We start from the raw sequence: 24834 nt of genomic DNA on the forward strand, positions 1-24834 counted from the left end.
CCCTCGGGTCAGGCTTTCCCGACCTGCTCGAACATCGCCTCCACCTCGTCCAGAACCTGTGGCCATTCGGCAAAGAACAGCAACTGGCCGGTAAAGGGCAGGAACCGCAGCGCGAGATGCGGATAATCCGCCGCCAGCTCGCGGATCGTCAGCACTGGCGACTGCGGGTCCTGATCGCCCTGAAGCAGCAGAACCGGCACCCGGCAGGCCCGGACCACCCCCGACCAATCCTTCTCAGAGCCAATGCATTCGCGGGTAAAGGCCTCATGCGCCGCCCATTTCCGCGTCATGCAGACCTCTGACCCCTCCAGAACCGCCTCGCGGATCTCGGGGCGCGCGAAAGCGTCGATATCGGCAGGGCTGCCGCCGTTCACCGTGCGGAAGAAGGCCTCCTTGCCCAGCCGCCGCGCCAGCGAAAAGCCTGCCTGCACCAGAAAAGGCAGGACTTTTGGCGCATAGCGCGCATTGGCCAGGATAAAGCGCTGCCACTTGTCCATGCGCTCATATTGCGCGCCGGTGCGGATCGGCAGCTGGCACGAGGCGCCGACGATGCCGCGCACCAGATCGGGCCGCGTGTTTGCCAGATGCATGGCAAAGCGCAGGTCCGCCCCCTGCGGCAGCACCACCGCGCCCTTCACCCCTAGATGGTCCAGCACGGCGGCATAATCCAGCACCACCTCGCGCAGATGATCGGCGCCCTTGGGATGCAGGTCGGTCTTGCCATAGCCCGCCCGCACCGGCGTGATCACCCGCAACCCCCGCCGCCGCGCCGCACGTTCCGCCGCGGCGGGCCAGCGCACCAGCCCGTAATCCAGATGCATGAACAGCACCGGCCGCCCGCGCGGATCGCCATATTCGATCCAGGTCAGCCGCCGGTCATCGGACGAGCGCAGCCAGTGCAGCGGCCGCGGCTCCAGCCGCAGGCCCTCGGGCCGGTCCTCTTCGGGCACCACCGGGATCAGCGCCACATCCATCAGCCCCAGCACCACCCGCACCAGTTCCGACTGGCTGTGGGTCTCGGTCTTGGCCAGGATGCTGCGCAGCTGCGTGCGCACCGTCTCGGGCGATCGTCCCCGCGCCTCGGCAATATCCTTGACCGGCAGGCCCAGCGTGATGCCCTGCACGATCTCCACCTCGGCCAGGGTCAGGCCAAAGGCCTCCTGCACCATGGCGGCAAATCCCTCGGGCCAGACCAGCTCGGTCGAAAGAACCAGCGCCAGGGGCCGCGGCGCATCGCTTTCAATGGGCGAGACGCGCACGATCACCGGCCCCTGCGTCACGGTCGACCGGATGCGCAGCGTCATCACCTTTTCCGCCGCCCGGCCGCCCGCGACCTTGCGGATCACTTCGGCCAGCAAGACCTTGTCCCCGGCGTCGAAGGGCAGCGTGGCGAAAGCCATGCCTTCACGCAGTCCGAAGGCCAGATCCGCTGCGCGGTTGGCGGCATGGATCGTGGCACCGCCATCCGACAGAAAGGCCGCCGCGCGCGGAATATCGGCCAGGACCGAGCGATAGCCTCCATCCTTCTTCGTGGCCTCGAAACGGTCCAGGAACACGGTGGCGCGCTGCATATGCGCCTCGATCTCGGGATCTTCCAGCGGGATCGCCTGTTCCACCGGCCCAACCCGCAGCGGTCCCGCGCGGCCCTCCCAGACATCCAGCAATTCTTCCAGCCGGATCGGGTCCAGCGCTACATCGTAGAGCCGGTCCACGATTTCTGCGCGCTGGCCGCCATCGGCGAATTCTGCCGAGGATCTGGATGTGGGTCCTTTCGACATGGCCCTTCTTTGCCGCTGCCGCCCGCGCCGGGCAAGGATTTTCGTGGCCGGACCCGTTCAACTTCACCGCGCTTTGCGGCAAGACTTGGGCCGGATGGCGCGGGAATCGCCCGCGCCCGGAGGGAAGACCATGCTCACGCTTTACGGCGTCTACCGCTCGCGCGCCTCGCGCCCCCTGTGGCTGCTGGCCGAGGCCGGCATCCCCTATGACCATGTGCCGGTGATCCAGGCCTATCGCCTGCCAGAAGGCGCGGCCCGCGACGCCACCCTGCACACCGCCTCGCCTGAGTTCCTTGCGGTCAACCCGCTGGGCCAGATCCCCGCGCTCAAGGACGGTGATCTGGTGTTGACGGAATCACTCGCGATCTGCCTGCATCTCGCCCGCGTCCATGGCGGCGCGCTTGGTCCCGCCGATGCCGCGGAGGCGGCCCTGATCGACCAATGGGCGCTCTTCGCCGCCACCGCCGTCGAAGGCCCCGCGCTCGAGATGATGTATATTCAGGCCGATGGCGGCGACAAGACGCCCGAGGGCCAGGCCGCCATTGCCGTCCTTGCCGAAAAACTCCGCCGTCCGCTCGCCCGGCTTGAAGCGCATCTCAAGACCCAGGACTGGCTGGTGGGCAACCGCTTCACCGTGGCCGAGGTCATGGTCGCCGAATGCCTGCGCTATGCCCAGGGCCATGCCGGGCTGATGGCGGAATTTCCCGCCACCGCCGCCTGGCTCAAGCGTTGCCAGGGCCGCCCGGCCTTCCAGGCGATGTGGACGGCGCGCGCCTCCGAACCGGCATAGGCGCACCTTCCCTGTGCGGGCGGGGGCACTGGTGCGGTTTCGGGCGAAACCCTAAATTGCCGGCAACCCAATTCGCGGAGTCCCGCCATGAAGAAGATCGGTTTCCTGTCCTTCGGCCATTGGGCCGATGAACGCGGCTCGGCCGTGCGCTCGGCGCGCGACGTGCTGACGCAATCCATCGAACTGGCCGAGGCGGCCGAGGAACTGGGCGCCGACGGCGCCTATTTCCGCGTCCATCATTTCGCCCGCCAGCTCGCCTCGCCCTTCCCGCTCCTGGCCGCCGTCGGCGCGCGGACGAAGAAGATCGAGATCGGCACCGGCGTCATCGACATGCGCTACGAGAACCCCTTCTACATGCTGGAAGATGCGGGTTCCGCCGACCTCATCTCGGGCGGCAGGCTGCAACTGGGCATCTCGCGCGGCTCGCCCGAACAGGTGATCGATGGCTGGCGCCATTTCGGCTATCAGCCCGCCGAGGGTGAGACCGATCAGGACATGGCGCGCAACCATGCCCAGGTCTTCCTGCAACTCCTCGAAGGGAAAGGTTTCGCCAAACCGCACCCGCGCCCGATGTTCGCCAATCCGCCCGGTCTTCTGCGGCTCGAGCCGCATTCCGAAGGCCTGCGCGACCGCATCTGGTGGGGCGCGGCTTCGGATGCGACCGCGATCTGGGCGGCCGAAATGGGCATGAACCTGCAAAGCTCGACCCTGAAATGGGACGAGTCGGGCGAACCCCTGCATATCCAGCAGGCCACCCAGATCCGCAAATTCCGCGAGGCCTGGGACAAGGCTGGCCACAAGCGCAAACCGCGCGTCTCGGTCAGCCGCTCGATCTTCGCGCTCGTCACCGACAAGGACCGCATGTATTTCGGCCAGGGCCGCCCCGAGGGCGACCAGATCGGCGTGATCGACAACACCCGCGCCGTCTTTGGCCGCAGCTATGCCGCCGCGCCCGACCGGCTGATCGAACAGCTGCGCGAAGACACCGCCATTGCCGAGGCCGACACGCTTCTCCTGACCGTCCCGAACATGCTGGGCGTCGACTATAACGCCCATGTCATCGAGACGATCCTGAAGCAGGTTGCCCCGGCGCTGGGCTGGCGCTGACCGGGCCGGGACCGGAGCCGCGAAACCTCCGGTCCCCCTCCCCCACATCTTGCGTCTCCCCCCGCAGCAATGGTCTAATGGCGGCCACCTCCTCACAAAGGCCGCCCATGCCCAACGACCTCCTCTCTCCGGCCGCAACCACCTATGATGCCTCGTCGATCCAGGTTCTCGACCAGCTCGAGGCGGTGCGGATGCGGCCTGGCATGTATATCGGCGGCATTGACGAGCGCGCCTATCACCACCTCGCAGCCGAAATCCTCGACAACTCGATGGACGAGGCCGTCGCCGGCCACGCCACCCGCATCGAGGTCGAGCTTCACGCCGATGGCAGCCTGACCATCCGCGACAATGGCCGCGGCATCCCCGTCGACCCGCATCCGAAATTCCCCGACAAATCCGCGCTCGAGGTCATCCTCTGCACCCTCCATGCCGGCGGCAAGTTCAACGGCGACGCCTATGAAACCTCGGGCGGCTTGAACGGCGTCGGCTCCTCGGTCGTCAACGCCCTGTCCGATTTCCTGCGGGTCGAGGTCGCCAAGAACCGCGAGCTTTTCGCCCAGGAATTCTCGCGCGGCAAACCGCTTGGCCCGCTGCAAAAGCTTGGCCCCACCGCCAACCGCCGCGGCACCACCGTCACCTTCCACCCCGATGCCGAGATCTTCGGCCACCAATCCTTCAAGCCCGCCCGGCTGATGCGCGCCGCGCGGTCCAAGGCCTATCTCTTCTCGGGCGTGGAAATCCGCTGGAAATCCGCCATCCCCGATGGCGACATGCCGCTGGAAGCCACCTTCCACTATCCCGGCGGCCTGGGCGAATATCTCACCGCCCAGCTCGACAAAGACAGCACCTATGCCGACCGCCCCTTCACCGGCAAAGTGTCGTTCAAGGAGAAATACGGCGTCCCCGGCTCGGTCGAATGGGCGATCAACTGGACACCGCAACGCGACGGCTTCATCTCTTCCTACACCAACACCGTCCCCACGCCCGAAGGCGGCACGCATGAACAGGGCTTCTGGTCCGCCATCCTCAAGGGCATCAAGGCCTATGGCGAGCGGATCAAGAACCGCAAGGCCGACCAGATCACCCGCGACGACATGCTCACCGGCGGCTGCGCCCTGATCTCGGTCTTCATCCGCGAACCGCAATTCGTCGGCCAGACCAAGGACCGGCTGGCGACCGAGGAAGCCGCGAAATGGGTCGAAGGCGCGGTGCGCGACCATTTCGACACCTGGCTTGCCGCCGATCCCAAATCCGCCGGCGCCATCCTCGATTTCCTGGTCCTGCGGGCCGAGGAACGCCTGCGCCGCCGCGCCGAAAAGGAAACCCAGCGCAAGACCGCGACCAAGAAACTGCGCCTGCCCGGCAAGCTGGTCGACTGCTCCGCCACCGACCGCCGCGGCACCGAGATCTTCATCGTCGAGGGCGACTCGGCCGGCGGTTCGGCCAAGGGCGCGCGCGACCGCAACTACCAGGCGCTGCTGCCGCTCAAGGGCAAGATCCTGAACGTGCTGGGGGCCGCGTCCAACAAGCTGAACGACAATTCCGAAATCCGCGACATCTGCGAGGCGCTGGGCGTCGGCATGGGCACCAAGTTCCGCGTCGATGACCTGCGCTATGACAAGATCATCATCATGACCGACGCCGATGTCGACGGCGCCCATATCGCCTCGCTCTTGATGACCTTCTTCTTCACCCAGATGCGGCCCCTGATCGACAAGGGCCACCTCTACCTCGCCTGCCCGCCCCTCTACCGCCTGACCCAAGGCGCGCGCCGCCTCTACGTCGCCGACGATGCCGAGAAAGAGGTCTGGCTGGAAAAGGGCCTGGGCGGCAAGGGCAAGATCGACGTGCAGCGCTTCAAGGGCCTGGGCGAAATGGACGCCAAGGACCTGAAGGACACCACGATGAACCCCGAGACCCGGAAATTGATCCGGGTGAGCATCGACGAGGACGAGCCGGGGGATACCTCCGATCTGGTCGAGCGCCTGATGGGGAAGAAGCCGGAATTGCGCTTCCAGTATATCCAGGAGAACGCGCGGTTCGTGGAGGAGTTGGATGTGTGAGGATGCGCGATAGAAACGCGCACTCCAAGAGGTTTTTTCTGTGCTCGAACTATTGAATTCAGATTATGTCTCCGGCGCAGCTTCGATGCTCACATTCATCGGGGCGATATTTGCGATTGCAAAATGGAGAAAGACAAGATCGAGTCGCGTGACATTCTCCATTAAGAGCATGCAGCTAGCGTCTTCAAAGCTCCCTGCTGGCTTTACGATGGAGGTTAGGGGGAATGGAAAGACTGGGGGCGGGATACATCGAACACTTATTCTATTCTCGAATAGGACACATGTGACTCTAACCGATGATGATTTTGTGACGAATCTAAGCGCCGCTATCCGACCAAACGGAGTGATCTATAGCATCACACCAATAAGCGGCTTTAACGGCTTCTCTGCCTTTCCTCGCATCTCAGAGGATAAGATCGAATTTATCGATCTTAGAATACCTCAAGACGAGGCACTTTCGTTCGAAATTCTTCACGATGGCTGCCTCTTGGAGAACGTCGCAGGCCTAACAAAATCCTTGCCTAAGATACGTCTCCGCCCTCTTGAACCGCACGATATCGGAAACACCTATTTTATTTGCCTCTTGGCCGAAGCTGGATTGCTCTATAGCACTAGAAATGCACAGTTTCTGACAGACCTGCGCAATATTGATTTGACCGCCGCGACTTGGGCAGTGATCTATTTAATTATTTTCTTTGCCATATTTTTCATTATTCCAATATCTTTGACTGCTTTTCTCGAAAAAACAGGATTTGCACCATGGGCTTCCTACAGAATTAGAAACTATTCTCGCTCTGAGGCCCTTTTCTCGAGACTTTCTCCTGAGCGAGATCATCGTGCGCAAGCACAAGTCGAAGATCATACAGTTTCAGCTGCAGCGATGCTACGCGAGGCATCAACAGAACCGGACCGAAGCTAGTATTAGGTGCCCCCTCATCTGTCCAAAAATATCCTGCAGGGGTCCGGGGGTGCAAAACCCCCGGCGGCGTCCCCATGGCCCGCCGATCCGCCCGCATCGCCAAAGCCGCCATTCGTAGGGGGCGTGCTCGCACGCACCACCCCCGATTCTCGCCACATGGTTAACGCCACGGCCTGGCCCGGCGCGCCCGACCTTTGCCAGACCATCGCCATACCTTGGCCAGCCCCGGACTCCCCGGCCCACCGGACCGTTTCCTCCCCGGCATGGCCGGGGACCACGCCTCACCCCCTTGCCTTCCCCCCGACCAAGGCCCATCTTCCCCCCACAGGCTCCGCCCCCGCATCTTGCGCGGTCCGCCCCTGATGCCCCGGCGTCCCTTGCGGCCCCCCGGCAGCGATCCCCCTGGCATGGGCCGGGCGGAACCCTCGGCACAAAGGATCCCGGACATGGCCAAAGGCAGGAACAAGGGCAACAAGGAAGCCAAGAAGCCCAAGCGTGAGGCGCCGAAGGTGGTGACTGTGGCAAGCACCCCCTCGACGCGCGACACCCCCACCATCGCGGGCAAGAAGGTCAAGTGACCGTGGCCGCGACGGGCCTCACCCGCGCGCCCAACCGCGTCACCGGCCCCGAGTCATGGGCGAATGGTTAAAGCCGCCGCCGGCCCTTGGCCCGGGACGGCGCGGAAGACCTGTGGAAGACAATCGGAAGACGTTCGGAAGACAGTCTCTTCCCGGCCGCTCCGGGGATTAACGCAGCGCAATCGGCCCCTTGCGCCGCCGCCGTTGCGGCCCCCCGCCGCCCCGGCGCGCGCTTCACTTCACCTGCAGGCTTTCGACATATTCCGCCAGCTGCACCAACCGCAGTGGCGTCGGGCTGCTGATGCCGTCGCCCGCGTCATAGGGCACCAGCGGGCTGTCGAGCAGCGGCCCGAAATTCGGCATCGGCGTATCGCCATATTTTCCGGTATAGCCCCAGATCTTGGCCATGACCCGCAGCTTCGGGAAGGTGCCGTCATGCCGCTTGGCCAGCGTCGTCAGGTTGGCCGGATGCCGCGGCAATCCTTCCGCCCCCGGCCCGTCGCCCTTGCCCCCCGCGCCATGGCAACCCGCGCAAAAGGTTGCGAAATCTTCCGCGCCCGTCGGCTGTTTTTCCTCGGGCACACAGCCCGCCGCCAGCGCCAGAACCGCCAGAACCGCCAGTTTTCTCATGTCTTATTCTCCACCACACGGCCCGCCTCAAGCCGCACGATCCGGTCCATCCGCGCGGCCAGATCAAGGTTATGCGTCGCGATCAGCGCCGCCATTCCGGTCGATCGTACCAGATCCATCAGCGCCCCGAACACCTGGTCCGAGGTCGCGGGGTCCAGGTTCCCGGTCGGCTCATCCGCCAGCAGCAGCCGCGGCGCATTGGCCAGTGCCCGGCAAAAGGCGACGCGCTGTTGCTCGCCCCCCGACAGCGCCGCCGGGCGGTGCCCCGCCCGATGCCCCACCCCCACGCGCGCCAGCAGATCCGCCGCCCGCGCCTGCGCCTCCGCCTTAGCCACGCCATTGGCAAGCTGCGGAATTACAACGTTTTCCTGTGCAGAAAACTCGGGCAGCAAATGGTGGAACTGATAGATGAACCCCACCTCGCCGCGCCGCAATTCGGTGCGCGCGCGGTCCGACAGGCCGGCGATTTCGCGCCCGCCCAAAGCCACCTTGCCGCCATCCGCCGTGTCCAGAAGCCCGGCAATGTGCAGAAGCGTCGACTTGCCCGCCCCCGAAGGCGCCACCAACGCCACCACCTCGCCCGGCGCGACGCGCAGGGACGCCCCGCGCAGCACCAGCACTTCCGACGGCTTGCCGCGGTTATAGCCCTTCTCGACCCCGTCCAGAACCAGCGCGTCACTCATAGCGCCCCTATTCATATCTAAGGGCCTCCACCGGGTTCATCCGCGCCGCCCGCCTTGCGGGCAGGATCGTCACCACGAAGGCCAGGCCCAGCGACAGCGCCATGGCCGAGACCACATCCTTCATCTGCAGCTTGGCGGGCAAGGCATAGATGCCGCGGACCGAGGCATCCCAGACCGGCGAGCCATTGATCCAGTTGAGGAACCCCATCACGGAATCGATGTTCAAGGCGAAAAGGCAGCCCAGAACCACGCCGCAGAACGTGCCGATCACCCCGGTGAACGCCCCGCAGATGAAGAACACCCGCAGCACGGATCCTTCGGTCAGCCCCATGGTGCGCAGGATGCCGATGTCGCGGCCCTTGTTCTTGACCAGCATGATCAGGCCCGAAACGATGTTGAGCGAGGCGATCAGCACCAGGACCGAAAGGATGATGAACATTACATTATCCTCGATATCCAGCGCCCGCAGGAAAGACCCGGCGCTGTCCTTCCAGCTCCACAACAGCGCATCGCGCGGCGCGGCGTTCAGGATGTCGGCGGCATATTGCTCGATATGCTCGGGGTCCTGCACCATGACCTCGAACTCATCGGCGAAACCCTCGCGGTTGAAGAAGCTCTGCGCCTCGGTGAAGGGCATGTAGATGCGAACCTTGTCGATGTCATAGCGCCCGGCGGTGAAGATATAGACCACCTCATAGGCGTTGACGCGGGGCGAGGAGCCCATCGCCGTCTTGGTGCCGGAGGGCGAGATCACCCTGACCCGGTCGCCCACCGTCACCCCCAGCTCGCGCGCCAGAACCGATCCCAGCGCGATGCCTTCGGGAAAGCGCGCCAGATCGCCCTCGGCCTGGGCCCCCTTGCCCACGCGCGGGATCTCGGCCAGATCCTCGGGGCGGATGCCGAAAACCTCGGCGCCATTGGTGCGCTCGCCATCGGTGACCATGACCTGGCCCTTGATCAGGGGCGCGGCCTGGGTCACGCCCGGCACCTGGCGCAGCGCCGCCGCCGCGGCATCGTAATCGGCAAAGCCGGTTTCGCGCACGCCCTGTTCATTGATCCGGTCGGTCGTGTAGACGGTGACATGGGCATTGGCGCCAAGGATCGTGTCGACGAATTCGGCGCGGAACCCCGCCCGCACCGCCAGCGTCACGATCAGAGAGAACACGGCCAGGGTGATGCCGATCAGGCTGATCCAAGTCATCACCGAGACGCCGCCCTCGGCCCGTCTTGCGCGCAGATAGCGCCAGGCGATCATCCATTCGAAGCCCGAAAAGGGTGCCGTCCTGCCTGCCATCTGCCCGCCCATTCTGATTGGGCGCAAACTGGCCTCTCGGCGGCGAAAGGTCAAGGAACCCGCCGCGCGGCGGCACTTTGCCGACGTCCCGCGCGCCAAGGAAAGCCTGTCTTTGCCCGGTCACTTATCCGTGCCATCACCCGCCTCACCGCCATCGCGCGGCGTTCCCAGCCCGACATGAGACTGACATGCGTATCCTTCCGCTTCTTGCGGCCCTTGCCACCGTCGCAGCGCTTGGCGCCTGCACCGAAGAGACCGCCTGCACCCCGTCGGAAGCACAGAAGAAAGTCGCCGATCTGGCCGTAAAGGTGGCCGAGGTCGGCGCGGCCGATCCGGGCAAGCTCTTGGACCTGACGCCGAAGCTGCAAGAGGTAACGGAAAAGGCCAAGGGCGCCGGCGAAGATCTGGCGGCCGCCTGCAAGGCGATGGACGCGATGATGGCCGAACTGTCCAAGTGATCGAAGCCCGGGCGTCGCGGCCCTGCCGTGTCGCGCCGCCCGGGTCACGCATTCCAGACCTGACCGCGCCACGCAGCCAGGGCAGGAAGGGCCATGCAGGACAGCCCCATTCCTTGCCCCTCGTTGCGCCAGGCCGCCCTTCTGCGCCGCTATGGCCCGCCCGAGGCGATCCGGGTTGAGACGCAGCTCCTGCCCCCGCGCAAACCCGGACTGGTTCCGGTGCAGGTTCTGGCGGCCGCGGTCACGGTGGGGGACGCCCGCATCCGCGCCGCCCGCGCACCCGGCGGCCTTGGCCCCATGCTGCGCCTGGCCTTCGGCCTGACCGGCCCGCGCCAGCCGGTGCTGGGCATGTTCTTCTGCGGCAGGCTGATCGAACCCGCGCCCGGCCTGGCGGCAGGCAGCCGCGTCATGGGCAATACCGGTATGGCAATGGGCGCCCATGCCACCCACCTTCAGATCGACCCTGCCCGGTTGCGACCCGCCCCTGAATCTCTCGGCGAGGCCGAGGCCGCCGCCCTGATGTTCGGCGGGCTCACTGCGGCGGATTTCCTGCTGGACAAGGCCGCGCTGCGCCCGGGCCAAAGCCTGCTGGTCAATGGCGCGACGGGCGAGGTCGGCTGTGCCGCCCTGCAGATCGCCCGCCACCTGGGCCTTGTGTCCACCGCGATCTGCCGGACCGAGAACCACGAATTCGCCCGCGGCCTTGGCGCATCCGCCTGCCATGACTATCGGCAAGGCCCGCCCCAGGGCCGATGGGACGGCATCCTCGATCTTGCGGGCACCCTGCCCTATGCGCGATCAAAGGCGCTTTTGGCCCCCGGCGGTGTGCTGATGCCCGCGACAGCAAGCCTTGGCGCGATGCTGGGCGGCGCCCTGCGCCCGCGCCGGGGAACGCATCGGATCACCGCGTCGACCACCGATGACGGGCCGAAGGCGCTGGACAGGTTGCTCGATCTGCACCGGCAGGGGGCAATCCGGCCCGTCGTCTCGGCCCCCCTGTCCCTTGACCAGATCGCCCAGGCCCATGCGCTGTGCGACAGTGGCCACAAGCGCGGCTCGGTCGTGGTGGTGATGGCGGCAGACGATCGGCCCTGATCAGGCCACCGACACAGCGATGGCAGCGAAATGCAGCCCCGCAGCGATGGCGACAAAGATATGCCAGATGGCGTTGTGGAATTTCAGCCCCTTCCAGACATAGAAGCCCACCCCCGCCACATAGGTCAGCCCACCCGCCGCCAGAAGCCAGAACGAGACGGCAGGCAGCGCCGCCGAGACCGGGCCAATCGCGATGACGCCCACCCAACCCAAAAGGATATAGGCCAGGATCGACAGCCGGTCATAGCGACCGGGCAGCACGACCTTGACCAGAATCCCCAGCGCCGCCCCGGTCCAGACCACGATGCCCAGCGCCCAGGCCCAGGCCGCATGCTCCAGATGCGGGATCACCGCGGTGTAGGTGCCCGCGATCATCACATAGATCATCGAATGGTCGAACCGCCGCAGCAGCCATTTCAGCGCCGAAGGCGGCGTCATGTTATAGGCCAGCGAGAAGCCGAACATCAGGAAGAACCCCGCCGCATAGACCGACAGCGCCGCCACGACGCCCAGGCCCGAGGTCTGAAGCGCGTGGAACAGCAACAGCGGAAAGGCGATCAGCCCGGCCAGCAGCGCCAGCGCGTGCACGATCCCGTCGGCCAGCAGTTCTCCGGTCGAGAAGGGGCGCTTGAACAGGCGCGGATGGCGGGCGTCGAGCGTCATGGCATCCAGTTTCAAGGCGAAGGGTCGATAGAAGATGACCCGCGCCCGGCCCTGCCGCAAGGCGGCACGCACGCCCCTGACGCAGGGTCACCCCCCGGGCCTTCCCTTCCCCAGCCGACCCTTGCGTGACGCGCCCGAATTGGCGACGCTGCCCGGCGCAGCAAAGGCGGTCGCGATGTTCAGAAATCTAGCCGAGTTCGAGGCGCTGTCCGGCGCCGATGCCCCGACCAAAGCCGAGCGCCAGTTGATCAGCGCCATGCGGGCCGGGGAACCCTGCGTCCTCTGCGACCCCGAAAACCCCTCCCTTCCCAGTGCCGCGACAGACGCCACAAGCATCCGTGCGCCCCTGCTGCGCCTGTTGATCACGGGCGGCACGCCGGAATGCGGGCTGCATGAAACCGGCGTCTGCGTGGTAGGCGGCTGGATCGCTGGCGAACTCGACCTCTCTTATTGCGCCGCGCGCGGCCAGACGCTGCTCAATTTCTGCCGGTTCGACACGAAACCCAGCTTCTACAACGCCCACCTTCGGCAATTGGACCTTGAAGACAGCGCTTTTCCCGGCCTGACGGCGCAAGGGGCGAAAATCGACGCCAGCCTGTTCCTGCGCCGTGCCCGATCGACGGGCTCTGTTTCGGTGAACAGCGCGACAATTGGCGCGCAATTTTCGTGCTCGGACGCTGCCTTCGACGGTGCCGGGGTCGAAGCTCTGGATGCGCAGGGGGTTGCGACCGGGCAGAATCTCTTTCTCAACAAGTTGACCGCAAAAGGCACGTTGGACCTAACTGGCGCCAAGATCAGCGGCCAGCTTTCCTGTAACGGGGGGAAGTTTGACGGTGGCAGCGAACCGGCACTGAAAGCGCAAGGGGTCGAGACTGGAGAAGGCATCTTCCTCAAAGATCTCACCGCGAAGGGCACCATTGCCCTAGACGGCGCAAAGATTGGCGGACAGCTAAACTGCACCGGCGCCAGTTTTGACGGTGGCGGCGGCGCGGCGCTGTCGGCCCAAGGGGTCAAGACTGTAGAAAGCCTTTTCCTTAGAAGCCTCACCGCCAAGGGCACCATTGACGCAAACGGCGCAAGGATCGGCGGTCAGCTTGACTGCACCGGCGCCAATTTTGACGGTGCCGACAGCAAGGCGCTGAGCGCGCAAGGGATGGAGGTCGAAGAAAACCTCATCTTCGACAGCGTGACCGCGAAGGGCACCATTGCCCTAAACGGCGCGAAGATCGGTGGGCAGCTTGACTGCACTGGCGCACATTTTGACGGTCGCGGCGACCTAGCGCTGAGCGCGCAGCGGATGCGCGTGACTGAAGGCTTGTTCTTCCGCCACCTTGCTGGACCGCCACAGGGCCTTGTCAGCCTGTCCGGCGCTCATGTGGGCGATCTGGTGGATGACGCGTCGAGCTGGCCCACGGTGACTGACAACCTGATCCTCGACGGTTTCACCTATGATCGGATCGATGGGGGCAACAACACCGGCCTCGCCGCCCGCCGCAGATGGCTGGAAATAGGCTCGGTCTGGCAAGGGGAATTCCGACCCCAGCCCTACAGCCAACTCGCCCGGGTGCTGCGGCAGACGGGCCACGCGGCCGAGGCGCGCAGGGTGCTGATCGCGCAGGCCGAGGCCGAGGCGCGGCATAGCCGCCAGGCCAATCGCGCCCGCCGCCGCTTTGCCCGACAAATTCGGCTGCTGAGCCGGACCATCACGGCAGAGCGATGGGAAAAGGTCGTGCAGGCAGCCAAAGCCCTGCCCGCCAGCGATGCTGACGACGCGACCAGAGTGCTGGACCTGTTCAAACTGCTCCACGCCCCGCTGGCGCAGCCGCAAGGGGCGCCCGCTCCACCGGCATCGACCGACTTGGCCTTGGCCCGGCAGGATTTCCGCAACCGGATGCTTGGCCGGGCGATATCGTGCCGCCTCGCGAACCTGACAAACCGGATCAGAAGCGGTTTTCTTTCCGCCGTGGTCGGGCATGGCCACGCGCCGCACCGGGCCTTGTACGTCATGGCCCTGACGGTCGGGTTCATGGCGCTGGTCTACGGGGCCGGCTGGCAGGCGGGGGTCATGGTGCCGAATTCCGATGTCATCCTGACCTCGCCCGACTGGCGGCAGGCGATGGACCAGGACGCCACGGCCCCCACCCCGGGCTGGACCGGAACCGCCCCGGCGCAGCATTACGAGACCTTCTATTCGCTCGCCTATGCCTTCGATGTTTTCGTGCCCCTGGTCGATATCGGGCAGCAAGCGGCCTGGACCGAGTCCACCGTCACATGGCAGGGCCTGACAACGCGGGTCCTGACCATGGTGCTGGCGGTCTGGGGATGGATCGTCACCGCCCTTGCCGCCGCCGCCATAACCGGCCTCATTCAGCGCAACCAGCCGGACTAGCGTCGCGGGGGTCCCGCCGCCGAAGATTAAGGCCGGGTTAATATGGCCGGGCCAAGCCCTTGAAATCCCTTGCGGCGGGAAATGTCCCACCGTGGGACACTTCCCCTCGTCAAACCGCTCAGGGATGGGCCGCGTAGATTTCGGCGACCTTGGCCACCGCCGCCTCGGGCGACATCTCCTCGCTTTCGCCGGTGCGGCGGCTGGTCAGTTCCACCACGCCATTGGCCAGGCCGCGCGGGCCGACGGTGATCCGCCAGGGCAGGCCGATCAGGTCCATCGTCGCGAACTTGGCCCCGGCCCGCTCGTCGCGGTCGTCGTAGAGCGGCTCCAGCCCCTTGGCCAGCAGCGCCTTCTCCAGCGCCTCGCAGGCCGCATCCGCCGCCGCGTCGCCCTGCTTCAGGTTCACGATGCCGACCGGGAAGGGCGTCACGCCCTCGGGCCAGATGATGCCCTTCTCATCATGGCTGGCCTCGATGATGGCGCCCAGCAGCCGCGAGACGCCGATCCCGTGCGAGCCCATCTCGACCGGCACTTTCGCGCCGTCGGGCGTGGTGACCGTGGCCCCCATCGCCTCGGAATACTTCGTGCCGAAGTAGAAGATCTGCCCGACCTCGATCCCGCGCGCCACCTTGCGGTGCGCCTCGGGGACCTGGTCGAAGACCGCGCCGTCATGGGTTTCGTCCGTACGGGCGTAGAGGGTGGTGAACTCCTCGCAGACCTTCGCCACCTGCGCGCGGTCATCATAGTCAATCTCGCGCGCGCCCAGCTTCAGCGCGGTGACGCGGTCGTCATAGAAGACCTCGCTCTCGCCGGTCGAGGCGAGGACCAGGAATTCATGGGTGTTGTCCCCGCCGATCGGGCCCGAGGCCGCGCGCATCGGGATCGCGGTCAGGCCCATACGTTCATAGGTGCGCAGGTAGCTGACCATGTGGCGGTTGTAGGCATGCAGGGCGGCGTCGCGGTCGAGGTCGAAGTTGTAGCCGTCCTTCATCAGGAACTCGCGCCCGCGCATGACGCCGAAACGCGGCCGCATCTCGTCGCGGAATTTCCACTGGATGTGGTAGAGCGTCAGCGGCAGGTCCTTGTAGGAGGACACGTTGGCGCGGAAGATGTCGGTGATCATCTCCTCGTTGGTCGGGCCGTAGAGCATGTCGCGCTCGTGCCGGTCCTTGATGCGCAGCATTTCCTGGCCGTAATCGTCATAGCGGCCCGACTCGCGCCACAGATCGGCGGGTTGCAGCGTGGGCATCAGAAGCGGGATATGCCCGGCGCGCTGCTGTTCCTCGTGCACGATCTGCTCGATCCGGCGCAACACGCGGTAGCCCAAGGGCAGCCAGGAATAGATGCCGGCCGCCTGCTGCTTGATCATCCCCGCCCGCAGCATGAAGCGGTGCGAGACGATCTGCGCCTCGGCGGGGTTTTCCTTGAGGACGGGCAGGAAGTAGCGGGTCAGACGCATGGGTCGCGGCCTTATGAGCATGAGGGTCGGAGGTGTTCCTAGCGGGAAGCGGAGCGCCGGGCAAGAAGGCGGCGATGTCCCACGGTGGGACGGCGGGTAGGTGCGATATATTTCAATGAGTTAGCACTAGGCGATTCATCATTTCTTAACCCCGCCCTGCCGCCCGCACCCGGTCAGGCGCGGACCTTGTGCCAGGGCGGTCGGGTCAGCGCTAGGCCGATCAGGGCCAGTCCGGCCCCGGTCAGGAACGTCAGGCGCAGGCCATGGGTCAGCGCTGCGGCGCTGGCCTGGACCGGATCGCCCGCCGCTAGGGCGAAGACGGCGCCCAGCCCCGCAGCCCCTGCCATCAGGCCCAGATTGCGCGACAGCGCGAGCAGGCCCGAGACGGTGCCGCGCCGACCCTCGGGCAGGTCGGCGAGGGCGCTGGTGTTGTTCGCCGCCTGGAACAACTGATAGCCCGGAGTCAGCAGCGCCAGCGCCACCACATAGCCGGCAACACCCGCCAGGCCGGGCAGCAAGGCCAGGGCCGCCGCACCGGTGGCCAGAAGCATAAGCCCCGCTGTCAGCACCCGCGCCGGGCCGAGACGGTCCACCAGCCGGCCCGAGGGAAATCCGCTGAGGATCGAGAGCGCCGGCCCGACCGCCATCACCAAACCGGCCTGTGGCGCGGTCAGATGCAGCGCACCAGTCAGATAGAACGGGCCGACGGTCAGGGTCGCCATCATCACCGCTGCGACCAGAAGGTTGACCGCCAGATTGGGCAGGAGCGCGCGGTCGAATCCCGCGAACAGGCCCTGGCCCGGCCGGGCGGGCACCCCCCTGCCCCGCGGCAGCAGACCAAGCGTCATGCCCAACGCCAGCAGCGCCAGCGGCACCTGAAGCCAGAACAGCGTCCGCCAGCCGGACAGCGGCAGAAGTGCCCCGCCCAGAACCGGGCCAAGCACCGTGCCAAGGGCCGAGACGGTGCCCAGAAGCCCCATGGCGCGGCCCACCGCCCCGGCGCCGGCGGTCTGGCGCATCAGCGCCATGGCCAGAACCATCATCACGGCTGCCCCCATGCCCTGCACCGCCCGGGCGGCGACGAGGCCGGCCAGACCCGGCGCCAGGGCAGCGGCCAAGGTGCCCAGCGCGAAGAGCGACAGGCCCGCGGCCAGCACCCGTCGCATGCCCAGCCGGTCGCCCAGCCACCCCGCCACCACCACCGACAGGGTCAGCGCCGCCAGATAGGCGGTGACAACCGCCTGAACCCGGGCGAAGGGGGCGTGCAGATCCTGAGCCAGCGCCGGCAGGGCGACATTGGCGATGCTGGTGCCCAGTGCCGCCAGCAGCATGGCCAGCGCCAGCGCCGCCATCGGTCCTGCCCCGCCGCCGCCGCGCCCCGCGCCATCCTGCGCCCCTGCCGCCCTCGCATCCCGCGCCCCGGGGGTGACCTTGTCCATCCAAGTGGTCCTTGCCTGTGGTTCGATTCGCCAGCATCGTGCCACTTGAAGCCAACTTGAGGTCAACATGCGCTATCTGGATATCGGCGAAGTCGCCTCCGCCTCAGGCACCGCGCCCTCAGCGCTGCGGCATTACGAGGCGGCGGGGCTGATCGCCTCGGTCGGGCGCAAGGGGCTGCGCCGGCAGTTTCCGCCCGAGGTCCTGTTGCAATTGCGGGTGATCGCCCTGTGCAAGACCGCAGGCTTCACGCTGGACGAAATCAGGGGAATGTTCGGCTGTGACGGCCTGCCCAACCTGCCGCGGGCAGTGTTGCAGCGCAAAGCCGCCGAGATCGGGGCGAAGATCGCGGAGCTGACGGCGCTGCGCGACACGCTGGAGCATATGGTCGCCTGCACAGCGCCGTCGCATATGGAATGCCCGTCGTTCCGGCGGCTGGTCGCGGCGGCGGGCAAACCGGCCTGAGACCACGCTGAGACCGGACGTACCCCGCCCTACACCGCCTGCGCCTTGGGCAAGCCCTCGCCCAGCAGATCCTCGACGAAGAAGGCGGCGAACTGGGCGCGGCCGGACACTCCCGCCTTGGAATAGATCCGGGTCAGTTGCGCCCGCACCGTGCCCTGCGCCGCGCCGCGCAGTTCGGCGATCTCGGCCACGTCGAGGCCCTTCAGCGCCAGAAGGCCGACGTCGCGCTCGGCCGGGGTCAGGCCCCAGGCCTGGAACTGGGTTTCGATCACCGCGCCCAGCGCGCCGCGCGCCACGTCCAGCGCGGCCTCTTGGGCGCGCAGGGTTTCCAGCGTGCGGCGCAGCGCGAAGGCACCGAAGATCACGCCCAGGGCCAGAGCCAGCGTCACCAGCCCCTCGAAGATGACATGCACCGAGGCCGGATCGGCGCGGAAATCGGCCACGACGTCGCCGATGAAGAACACCGCGGCCAGCGACTGCACCGCCAGAAAGCCGGTCAGCGCAACGCTTTGCCGCCGCGCGGCCGCGGAAAGATCGGCGCTCATTTGTGACGGCCACGCAGTCCGGTGAGCATGGGGGCAAGAAGATTGCGCCGCATCGCACGGCTTTCCATCGCCACCCCCGCCACATGCAGAAAGGCCAGGAACAGGATCAGATTGGCCGCCACTTCATGCACCTCGCATGCAAGATGGCGCAGCGCGCCATCGTCTTCCTCCGCCCCGCCGCCGTCCTTGACCAGCGCCGACCAGTCGCCGCTGGCCACCGCCGCCTGATCCGCCGCCACCTGCATCGGCGTGCGGCCATGGGTCATCACAAGGCCCGTGGCGATCACCACGGCAAGACAGGCCCAGAGCGCATAGGCCATCGCCGCCCCTGCCGGGTTGTGCGAGGGATGCGTCTCGGGCTGCCCTTTCGCAAGCTGCCCCAGATGGCGCAGCGCCGCAACCGGATTGGGCGGAAAGGCGGAAAACCGCGCCTCTTTGGGGCCGATCAGGCCCCAGATCAGGCGCAGGCCCAGGATCGCCATGCCCGCCCAGCCCAAAGAGACGTGAAGCGTGCTTCCCCCCCGTGTGAACAGCGCATTGGCCAGCACGATCACGGCGACGGACCAATGCGTGAGCCGCACCACGGGGTCCCAGAGCGCAGGGGGCGACTGGGTTTCGGGCAGGGCGTCGGTCTTGCGAAGGGGAAGCACGGTCATCTTTGAACCCTCCTTACGGGATCAGTCGTTGCCCTTGATCTCGGCGACGGCACCCGAGGCGGGATCGATATAGACTTCCATCGCCTTGCCGGTGGCGTCGTCCGTGCATTTGGCTTCGATCTTGCCGTCCTCGGCCTCGAATTCCGTCACGGTGCAGCCCTTTTCCTTCAGGGCGGCGGTCGCGTCGGTCGGGTTGGTGCCGACCACATCGCCCACCACGGGCATGGCCAGCGCCGCAAGGGGCGCGGCGGTCAGGGCAAGGGCAAGGGCAATCATGCGGGTCATCTGGTTCAGCCTTTCAATCAGTCGCTGCTCGGGACCGGGGCACCGCGCCCCGGTTGCCGGTCAGATGCCCTGCCTTGCCGCGCCCGTCGATCCGAGGAGGGATTACGGCGGGGGGCATAAGCAAGGGCTGACGGCGGTTTGCCGCCCATTGGCCATGGGCCTTGCGCCATGCCCATCGCTCTGCCATCTGAAAGGAAAAGGAGACGTCATGGCCCTGCCGGTCCGGGAACAAGCGAAGTACTGGGGCGTGGTGGCGGTGGTCCTGCTGCTGCTGCTCTATGCGCTTGGCAATGTGATGCTGCCCTTCCTTGTCGGCGGGGCGATGGCCTATTTCCTGGACCCGGTCGCCGACAGGCTGGAGCGGATGGGCCTGTCGCGCACGGCGGCGACGGCGGCGATCGCGCTGGGCGCGGCGCTGATCGTCGTGCTGGCAGTGCTGGCGATCATTCCCACGCTGATCAACCAGGCGGTCGCGCTGGTGAACGCGGCGCCCGAGATCTCCAAGCGGATGCAGGGCTTTGTCCTGGAGAAATTCCCGCAGCTGGCCGACAGCACCTCGACCCTGCGGCAAGCCTTGTCCGACATCGGCGCGACCGTGCAGTCGAAGGGCGGCGAGCTGGTCAATGCCGTCTTCTCCTCGGCCCTGAGCGTCGTCTCGGCCGTGGTCTTCCTGCTGGTCGTTCCTGTCGTGGCCTTCTACCTGCTGCTTGACTGGGACCAGATGATCGAGCGGGTCGACAGCCTGTTGCCGCGCGATCATGCGCCGGTGATCCGCCGCCTCGCACGCGAGATAGACGCGGTTCTGGCGGGCTTCGTGCGCGGGCAGGTCTCGGTCTGCCTGCTACTTGGCCTGTATTACTCGGTCGCGCTGATGCTGGCGGGGCTGCAATTCGGCCTGATTGTCGGCGCCATCGCGGGCACGATCACCTTCATTCCCTATGTCGGCGCGCTGGTCGGGGGCGTTCTGGCCATCGGGCTGGCGCTGTTCCAGTTCTGGGGCGACTGGGTGTCGATCGGCATCGTCGGCGCGATCTTCGCCGCCGGGCAGTTCATCGAGGGCAATATCCTGACCCCCAAGCTCGTGGGGAAATCGGTCGGGCTGCACCCGGTGTGGCTATTGTTCGCACTGTCGGTTTTCGGTTCGATTTTCGGCTTTGTCGGCATGCTGGTCGCGGTGCCAGTCGCGGCCTCGATTGGCGTGTTCATCCGCTTCGCCGTCGAGACATATCGCGAGAGCCGGCTCTTCACCGGCGCGGCGTCGCAGTCCGCGCCCGCGCATCTGGCGCTGAAACTTGACGTGCCGCCCGAGGGCAAGGTGATCGTCTCGGTCGCGCCCCAGGGCGCGACGGTGACGACCGACGAGGCCGCGCCGCAGCCGGCTCCGCGCCGCAAGCCTGCGGCCAAACGGGCCGCGCCGCCGCGCAAAGCAGCAGAAAAGGGCAGCGGGGCGTGATCCGTCAACTGACCTTCGACCTGCCCGCGCAAGAAAACCTGACGCGGGCGGATTTCACCATTTCCGGTGCCAATGCGCTGGCACTGGCGGCGCTGGACCAATGGCAGGACTGGCCGGGGCGCAAGATGCTGCTGGTCGGGCCGCAAGGCGCGGGGAAGACCCATCTGGCGGCGATCTGGGCCGCCGATACCGCTGCGCTGCCGCTGACCGGGGCCGATCTTGTCGCCACCGATCTGGCCCGGCTGGATGAAGGGCGGGCCGTGGTGGTCGAGGATGCCGACCGCGTCGCGGGCGATCCTGCCGCCGAGGAAGCCCTGTTCCACCTGCACAATATCGCGACGCGGGCCGGTCATCTGCTGCTGACGGCCCGCACCCCGCCGCGCGACTGGGGATTGCGCCTGCCCGATCTTCTCAGCCGGATGCAGGCCGCCCCTCTGACAAGGCTGGATCCGCCGGACGACGCGCTGCTGGCCAAACTGCTGGCCAAACTCTTCGCTGACCGCCAGCTTGCGGTTCAGCCCGCCCTGCTGCCCTGGCTGGTCGCGCGGATGCCGCGCAGCTTTGCCGCCGCGCGGGCCATCGTGGCAGAGCTGGATGCGCGCTCTCTGGCCCAGGCCCGCCCGATCACCCTGCGCCTAGCCGCCGAGATTCTGGACATGGATGCGCCGGAATGGTGATCTGTCACAAAAGAGTCACCCCCCTTGCGGCATAAGCCAGACACCATGACCCAGGCAGATTTCCTTAAATCCCCGTTCCCCGCGCCGATCGAGATTTCCCAGGAGGAAATCACCGGCCCGCGTCGCTTCTTCAACCGTGAGCTGTCCTGGCTTGCCTTCAACTGGCGGGTTCTGGAAGAGGCCGACAATCCCGCGGTACCACTTCTGGAACGGCTGCGCTTCCTGTCGATCTCGGCCACCAACCTGGACGAGTTCTACACCGTGCGCGTCGCGGGCCTGCGCGCCCTGATCCGCAACGGCACGCCCGGCCATTCCGAAGATGGCCGCAGCCCGGCGGAACAGCTGACGCTGATCCATGCCGATGCGCGCCGCCTGATGCAAAGCCAGCAGACCACCTTCAACGCGCTGCGCAAGGAGATGGAAGAGGCGGGCATCACCATCCTCACCCGCTCGAAGCTGGGGGTGAAGGATCTGAAGTTCCTGGAACAGCATTTCCTGTCCAATGTCTTCCCGGTCCTGTCGCCGCTGGCAATCGATCCGGCGCATCCTTTCCCGTTCATCCCGAATCTCGGCTTTTGCCTGGCGCTGTCGCTGGAGCGCGTCGCCGACCACCGCCCGCTCAAGGCGCTGCTGCCGATTCCCCAGCAGGTCCGCCGCTTCATCCCCCTGCCCGACAAAGAGGGCGAGCACCGCTTCCTGCCGCTCGAGGAACTGCTTCTCCTGCATCTCGAGATGCTGTTCCCCGGCTATGCTGACCGCGGCCATTGCAGTTTCCGCGTGCTGCGCGACAGCGACCTTGAAGTGGAAGAGGAAGCCGAAGACCTGGTGCGCGAATTCGAGACCGCGCTCAAGCGCCGCCGCCGCGGCGAGGTGATCCGGCTGACCCTGTCCTCGGGCGCGCCTGACGACCTGCAGGCGATGATCAACGAAGAGCTGCACATCGCCCCCGACGAGGTGGTCGAGGTCAAGGGCATGTTGGGCGTGGCCGACCTCAAGGAATTGGTCCTCAGCTCGCGCCCCGACCTTTTGTGGCCGCCCTTCACCCCGCGCGTGCCGGAACGGGTGCAGGACAATGACGGCGACATGTTCGCCTCGATCAAGCAGAAGGACATCCTTCTGCATCACCCCTATGAAACCTTCGACATGGTGATCCGCTATCTGGAACAGGCGGCACGCGATCCGAATGTCGTCGCGATCAAGCAGACGCTGTACCGCACGTCCTGGGACAGCCCCATCGTCAGCGCGCTCTGCGAGGCGGCCGAAGCCGGCAAGTCGGTAACGGCACTGGTCGAATTGAAGGCGCGCTTCGACGAGGCCGCGAATATCCGCCAATCGCGGCGCCTGGAACGCTCGGGCGCGCATGTCGTCTATGGCTTCATGCATCTCAAGACCCATGCCAAGATCAGCACGGTCGTGCGGCGCGAAGGCGATACGCTGGTCACCTATACCCATTACGGCACCGGCAACTATCACCCGATCACCGCGCGGATCTATACCGACCTTTCGTTCTTCACCTGCGATGCAGCGCTTGGCCGCGATGCGACCAAGGTGTTCAACTTCCTGTCGGGCTATGTGCAGCCCGAGGGGCTGGAGAATCTGGCGATCTCGCCCACCACGCTCAAGCCGCGCCTGCTGGAGCTGATCGCGCGTGAGGCGGACCATGCCCGTGCGGGCAAGCCCGCCGAAATCTGGGCCAAAATGAACTCGGTCATCGACCCCGAGGTGATCGACGCGCTGTACGCCGCAAGCCAGGCGGGCGTGAAGATCAGCCTTGTCATCCGGGGCATCTGCGGGTTGCGGCCGGGGATCAAAGGCCTGTCCGAGAACATCCGGGTGAAATCCATCGTCGGACGGTTCCTGGAACATTCCCGCATTGTCTGTTTCGCCAATGGCCACCCCCTGCCCTCGATGAAGGCACGGGTCTTCTTTTCCTCGGCCGACTGGATGGGGCGCAATCTCAACCGCCGGGTCGAAACCCTGGTCGAGGCGCTGAACCCCACGGTCAAGACTCAGATCCTGAGCCAGATCATGGCGGCGAACCTTGCCGACGAGGCGCAGAGCTGGGTGCTGGCGGCGGATGGCAGCTATGCGCGCGAATTGCCGGCGGCCGGCGAAATCCCGTTCAACTGCCACCACTTCTTCATGAAGAACCCCTCGCTTTCGGGGCGGGGTACGGCAGGTGCAAAGGATGCGCCCAAGCTTCTGCATGTGCGCGAAATCGACCCTGCCCCGGCGACCGGCCCGGCAAAGGCGGCGGGCACCTGACGCGCCCTTCCGCCGGGCCCTTCACCGAGGCGCGAATATCCTGCGGGGAGGTCTGGAGGGGGGCAAGCCCCCTCCGGGGCAAGCCTAGCGCGGCACAGACTTGCCGTCAGACCTCGGCCGCGTTGGCATAGGCCATGTCCATCATCACCTGTGTGCCGCGCACGAATTCCAGCGGGCAGGGCCAGGCGGCCCCCTCGCGAAGCGTGCGGCCGAAGGCCTCGACCTGAAGCTTGTACTGGTTCACGCCGGGGAAGCGGTCGGTGATCACGCGATTGCCGTTCTGATGCAATTCGACCCGGGCCAGATCGTTGACATTGGCATTGAACGGCCCGCCCTCGACCCGGATCATCCCCGTCGTGCCCTGGATCGTCACGACCTGACGGTTATAGGCCCGCATTGACGTGGTCGAAGCATAGGTGAAGCTGCCCTTCGCATTGCGCATCGTGCCGAAGACATGGGCGAAACTGTCGATCCCGTTGTCGCGGATCAGCCGGGACGACATTTCCACCGGCTCGGCCCCGGTGACGAAACGCACCGATCCGAAAGTGTAGACGCCGATGTCGCGCAAGGACCCGCCGCCCGCCTCGGGCCGGTTGCGGATATTCTCCAGATCGGTCAGGCGAAAGCTGAACTGGGCATCGGCATGGACGATCTCGCCGATCTCGCCCGCCGCGCACCAATCGCGCGCCCGCTGCCATTGCGGGTGGTGGACGATCATATAGGCCTCGGCGGCCAAGAGCCCGGCCGCATCGCGGGCGGCGATGATGCGGTCGATCTCCTCGGCTTTCAACGCGATGGGTTTTTCAGTCAGAACGGGCTTGCCCGCCGCCAGCGCCTTGAGCGTCCAGTCGACATGAAGATGGTTCGGCAGCGGGATATAGAGCGCGTCGATCTCTGGATCGGCCAGCAGCGCCTCATAGCTGTCATGAACCCGGAGCGCAGGGCAAAAGGCGCGGAACCCCCCCGCTTTCTCCGCGGACGAGGTGGCCAGCGCTGCGAGTTCCGCCCCATGAGCGGCATGGATCGCGGGACCCATATGGTCGCGGGCGAATTTCGAAGCCCCAAGAATGCCCCAACGCACCGGTGCCATGCCCGCCCTCCTCAGGTGATGTTTGCGCTAAAGGCTATGCCTGCGGGCGGTCTGG

At 66.2% G+C, this 24834-nt stretch carries 23 protein-coding genes; 12 read left to right on the forward strand and 11 right to left on the reverse strand.

What is annotated here, in order from left to right:
- Positions 1-8: 8 nt before the first annotated feature.
- A complete protein-coding gene (locus ACED67_RS12765; protein ID WP_395542031.1) occupies positions 9-1778 on the reverse strand; it encodes a bifunctional helix-turn-helix transcriptional regulator/alpha/beta hydrolase in 1770 nt (589 codons plus the stop codon).
- A 130-nt stretch (positions 1779-1908) separates the two neighbouring features.
- On the opposite strand from ACED67_RS12765, the gene ACED67_RS12770 reads away from it, so the two are divergent.
- From ACED67_RS12770 to ACED67_RS12790, 5 genes are all read left to right on the forward strand, one after another.
- Entirely contained in the window at positions 1909-2568 is a 660-nt protein-coding gene (locus ACED67_RS12770) for a glutathione S-transferase family protein (protein ID WP_395542032.1), read from the forward strand.
- An 87-nt stretch (positions 2569-2655) separates the two neighbouring features.
- On the forward strand, positions 2656-3675 hold the full coding sequence (locus tag ACED67_RS12775; RefSeq protein WP_395542033.1) for an LLM class flavin-dependent oxidoreductase: 1020 nt from the start codon (positions 2656-2658) through the stop codon (positions 3673-3675).
- A gap of 107 nt (positions 3676-3782) precedes the next feature.
- On the forward strand, positions 3783-5738 hold the full coding sequence (parE, locus tag ACED67_RS12780) for a DNA topoisomerase IV subunit B (RefSeq protein ID WP_395542034.1): 1956 nt from the start codon (positions 3783-3785) through the stop codon (positions 5736-5738).
- A 283-nt stretch (positions 5739-6021) separates the two neighbouring features.
- Positions 6022-6657, forward strand: a complete 636-nt coding sequence (locus ACED67_RS12785; RefSeq protein WP_395542035.1) for a hypothetical protein — start codon at positions 6022-6024, stop codon at positions 6655-6657.
- A gap of 446 nt (positions 6658-7103) precedes the next feature.
- A complete protein-coding gene (locus tag ACED67_RS12790) occupies positions 7104-7235 on the forward strand; it encodes a hypothetical protein (protein ID WP_395542036.1) in 132 nt (43 codons plus the stop codon).
- 234 nt (positions 7236-7469) lie between these two features.
- On the opposite strand, the gene ACED67_RS12795 is transcribed toward ACED67_RS12790, so the two are convergent.
- Genes ACED67_RS12795 through ACED67_RS12805 form a run of 3 tightly spaced genes read right to left on the reverse strand, consistent with a single transcriptional unit; the run spans position 7470 to position 9842 of the window.
- Positions 7470-7865, reverse strand: coding sequence for a c-type cytochrome (locus tag ACED67_RS12795; protein WP_395542037.1), 396 nt, complete (start codon positions 7863-7865; stop codon positions 7470-7472).
- Positions 7862-8548, reverse strand: a complete 687-nt coding sequence (locus ACED67_RS12800; RefSeq protein ID WP_395542038.1) for an ABC transporter ATP-binding protein — start codon at positions 8546-8548, stop codon at positions 7862-7864. The genes ACED67_RS12795 and ACED67_RS12800 overlap by 4 nt, the downstream gene beginning before the upstream one ends.
- Positions 8549-8555: 7 nt before the next feature.
- Positions 8556-9842: a lipoprotein-releasing ABC transporter permease subunit gene (locus tag ACED67_RS12805; protein ID WP_395542039.1), complete on the reverse strand. Its 1287-nt coding sequence runs from the start codon at positions 9840-9842 to the stop codon at positions 8556-8558.
- 188 nt (positions 9843-10030) lie between these two features.
- Here ACED67_RS12805 and ACED67_RS12810 point away from each other — a divergent pair, with 188 nt between their 5' ends.
- Complete coding sequence (locus tag ACED67_RS12810) at positions 10031-10300, forward strand: hypothetical protein (protein WP_395542041.1); 270 nt, start codon at positions 10031-10033, stop codon at positions 10298-10300.
- A 93-nt stretch (positions 10301-10393) separates the two neighbouring features.
- The gene (locus tag ACED67_RS12815) at positions 10394-11395 is read left to right on the forward strand and encodes an NAD(P)-dependent alcohol dehydrogenase (RefSeq protein ID WP_395542042.1); all 1002 of its coding nucleotides are present in this window, start codon (positions 10394-10396) and stop codon (positions 11393-11395) included.
- Here the strand turns inward: ACED67_RS12815 and trhA are convergent, their stop codons facing one another.
- Positions 11396-12130, reverse strand: a complete 735-nt coding sequence (gene trhA, locus ACED67_RS12820; RefSeq protein WP_395542043.1) for a PAQR family membrane homeostasis protein TrhA — start codon at positions 12128-12130, stop codon at positions 11396-11398. It abuts the gene before it with no gap.
- Positions 12131-12197: 67 nt separating this feature from the next.
- On the opposite strand from trhA, the gene ACED67_RS12825 reads away from it, so the two are divergent.
- Positions 12198-14447, forward strand: a complete 2250-nt coding sequence (locus ACED67_RS12825) for a hypothetical protein (RefSeq protein ID WP_395542045.1) — start codon at positions 12198-12200, stop codon at positions 14445-14447.
- A gap of 118 nt (positions 14448-14565) precedes the next feature.
- On the opposite strand, the gene proS is transcribed toward ACED67_RS12825, so the two are convergent.
- Entirely contained in the window at positions 14566-15906 is a 1341-nt protein-coding gene (gene proS / locus ACED67_RS12830; RefSeq protein ID WP_395542046.1) for a proline--tRNA ligase, read from the reverse strand.
- A 173-nt stretch (positions 15907-16079) separates the two neighbouring features.
- Positions 16080-17345 carry an MFS transporter gene (locus ACED67_RS12835; protein ID WP_395542047.1) on the reverse strand — a complete coding sequence of 422 codons (1266 nt, stop codon included), beginning with the start codon at positions 17343-17345 and terminating at the stop codon, positions 16080-16082.
- A 67-nt stretch (positions 17346-17412) separates the two neighbouring features.
- Between ACED67_RS12835 and ACED67_RS12840 the strand changes: the two genes are divergently transcribed.
- Entirely contained in the window at positions 17413-17808 is a 396-nt protein-coding gene (locus ACED67_RS12840; RefSeq protein ID WP_395542048.1) for a helix-turn-helix domain-containing protein, read from the forward strand.
- Positions 17809-17837: 29 nt separating this feature from the next.
- On the opposite strand, the gene ACED67_RS12845 is transcribed toward ACED67_RS12840, so the two are convergent.
- Genes ACED67_RS12845 through ACED67_RS12855 form a run of 3 tightly spaced genes read right to left on the reverse strand, consistent with a single transcriptional unit; the run spans position 17838 to position 19294 of the window.
- Complete coding sequence (locus ACED67_RS12845) at positions 17838-18353, reverse strand: helix-turn-helix transcriptional regulator (protein WP_395542049.1); 516 nt, start codon at positions 18351-18353, stop codon at positions 17838-17840.
- On the reverse strand, positions 18350-19009 hold the full coding sequence (locus ACED67_RS12850; RefSeq protein ID WP_395542050.1) for a cytochrome b/b6 domain-containing protein: 660 nt from the start codon (positions 19007-19009) through the stop codon (positions 18350-18352). The genes ACED67_RS12845 and ACED67_RS12850 overlap by 4 nt, the downstream gene beginning before the upstream one ends.
- 21 nt (positions 19010-19030) lie before the next feature.
- Complete coding sequence (locus ACED67_RS12855) at positions 19031-19294, reverse strand: PepSY domain-containing protein (protein ID WP_395542051.1); 264 nt, start codon at positions 19292-19294, stop codon at positions 19031-19033.
- Positions 19295-19502: 208 nt separating this feature from the next.
- On the opposite strand from ACED67_RS12855, the gene ACED67_RS12860 reads away from it, so the two are divergent.
- The 3 genes from ACED67_RS12860 to ACED67_RS12870 are packed head-to-tail and all read left to right on the forward strand — an operon-like array spanning position 19503 to position 23689.
- The gene (locus tag ACED67_RS12860) at positions 19503-20747 is read left to right on the forward strand and encodes an AI-2E family transporter (protein ID WP_395542052.1); all 1245 of its coding nucleotides are present in this window, start codon (positions 19503-19505) and stop codon (positions 20745-20747) included.
- On the forward strand, positions 20744-21424 hold the full coding sequence (locus ACED67_RS12865) for a P-loop NTPase family protein (RefSeq protein WP_395542053.1): 681 nt from the start codon (positions 20744-20746) through the stop codon (positions 21422-21424). Before ACED67_RS12860 ends, ACED67_RS12865 begins: the two co-directional genes overlap by 4 nt.
- Before the next feature lie 45 nt (positions 21425-21469).
- Positions 21470-23689, forward strand: a complete 2220-nt coding sequence (locus ACED67_RS12870) for an RNA degradosome polyphosphate kinase (RefSeq protein WP_395542055.1) — start codon at positions 21470-21472, stop codon at positions 23687-23689.
- Positions 23690-23795: 106 nt separating this feature from the next.
- On the opposite strand, the gene ACED67_RS12875 is transcribed toward ACED67_RS12870, so the two are convergent.
- A complete protein-coding gene (locus ACED67_RS12875; RefSeq protein ID WP_395542056.1) occupies positions 23796-24779 on the reverse strand; it encodes a Gfo/Idh/MocA family protein in 984 nt (327 codons plus the stop codon).
- Positions 24780-24834 lie beyond the last annotated feature (55 nt).

Origin of the sequence: Neotabrizicola paludis (assembly GCF_044142105.1) — a bacterium.
Classification (GTDB): domain Bacteria; phylum Pseudomonadota; class Alphaproteobacteria; order Rhodobacterales; family Rhodobacteraceae; genus Pseudogemmobacter.

What these genes read in the sequence shown, in the direction of transcription:
- ACED67_RS12805 (WP_395542039.1), bottom strand. Translation starts at nt 9,842, where the DNA reads ATGGCAGGCAGGACGGCACCCTTTTCGGGCTTCGAATGGATGATCGCC.
- ACED67_RS12860 (WP_395542052.1), top strand. Translation starts at nt 19,503, where the DNA reads ATGGCCCTGCCGGTCCGGGAACAAGCGAAGTACTGGGGCGTGGTGGCG.
- ACED67_RS12775 (WP_395542033.1), top strand. Translation starts at nt 2,656, where the DNA reads ATGAAGAAGATCGGTTTCCTGTCCTTCGGCCATTGGGCCGATGAACGC.
- ACED67_RS12845 (WP_395542049.1), bottom strand. Translation starts at nt 18,353, where the DNA reads ATGAGCGCCGATCTTTCCGCGGCCGCGCGGCGGCAAAGCGTTGCGCTG.
- ACED67_RS12790 (WP_395542036.1), top strand. Translation starts at nt 7,104, where the DNA reads ATGGCCAAAGGCAGGAACAAGGGCAACAAGGAAGCCAAGAAGCCCAAG.
- ACED67_RS12840 (WP_395542048.1), top strand. Translation starts at nt 17,413, where the DNA reads ATGCGCTATCTGGATATCGGCGAAGTCGCCTCCGCCTCAGGCACCGCG.
- ACED67_RS12875 (WP_395542056.1), bottom strand. Translation starts at nt 24,779, where the DNA reads ATGGCACCGGTGCGTTGGGGCATTCTTGGGGCTTCGAAATTCGCCCGC.
- ACED67_RS12835 (WP_395542047.1), bottom strand. Translation starts at nt 17,345, where the DNA reads ATGGACAAGGTCACCCCCGGGGCGCGGGATGCGAGGGCGGCAGGGGCG.
- parE (WP_395542034.1), top strand. Translation starts at nt 3,783, where the DNA reads ATGCCCAACGACCTCCTCTCTCCGGCCGCAACCACCTATGATGCCTCG.
- ACED67_RS12855 (WP_395542051.1), bottom strand. Translation starts at nt 19,294, where the DNA reads ATGACCCGCATGATTGCCCTTGCCCTTGCCCTGACCGCCGCGCCCCTT.
- ACED67_RS12810 (WP_395542041.1), top strand. Translation starts at nt 10,031, where the DNA reads ATGCGTATCCTTCCGCTTCTTGCGGCCCTTGCCACCGTCGCAGCGCTT.
- ACED67_RS12800 (WP_395542038.1), bottom strand. Translation starts at nt 8,548, where the DNA reads ATGAGTGACGCGCTGGTTCTGGACGGGGTCGAGAAGGGCTATAACCGC.
- ACED67_RS12850 (WP_395542050.1), bottom strand. Translation starts at nt 19,009, where the DNA reads ATGACCGTGCTTCCCCTTCGCAAGACCGACGCCCTGCCCGAAACCCAG.
- ACED67_RS12795 (WP_395542037.1), bottom strand. Translation starts at nt 7,865, where the DNA reads ATGAGAAAACTGGCGGTTCTGGCGGTTCTGGCGCTGGCGGCGGGCTGT.
- ACED67_RS12765 (WP_395542031.1), bottom strand. Translation starts at nt 1,778, where the DNA reads ATGTCGAAAGGACCCACATCCAGATCCTCGGCAGAATTCGCCGATGGC.
- ACED67_RS12870 (WP_395542055.1), top strand. Translation starts at nt 21,470, where the DNA reads ATGACCCAGGCAGATTTCCTTAAATCCCCGTTCCCCGCGCCGATCGAG.
- proS (WP_395542046.1), bottom strand. Translation starts at nt 15,906, where the DNA reads ATGCGTCTGACCCGCTACTTCCTGCCCGTCCTCAAGGAAAACCCCGCC.
- ACED67_RS12770 (WP_395542032.1), top strand. Translation starts at nt 1,909, where the DNA reads ATGCTCACGCTTTACGGCGTCTACCGCTCGCGCGCCTCGCGCCCCCTG.
- ACED67_RS12815 (WP_395542042.1), top strand. Translation starts at nt 10,394, where the DNA reads ATGCAGGACAGCCCCATTCCTTGCCCCTCGTTGCGCCAGGCCGCCCTT.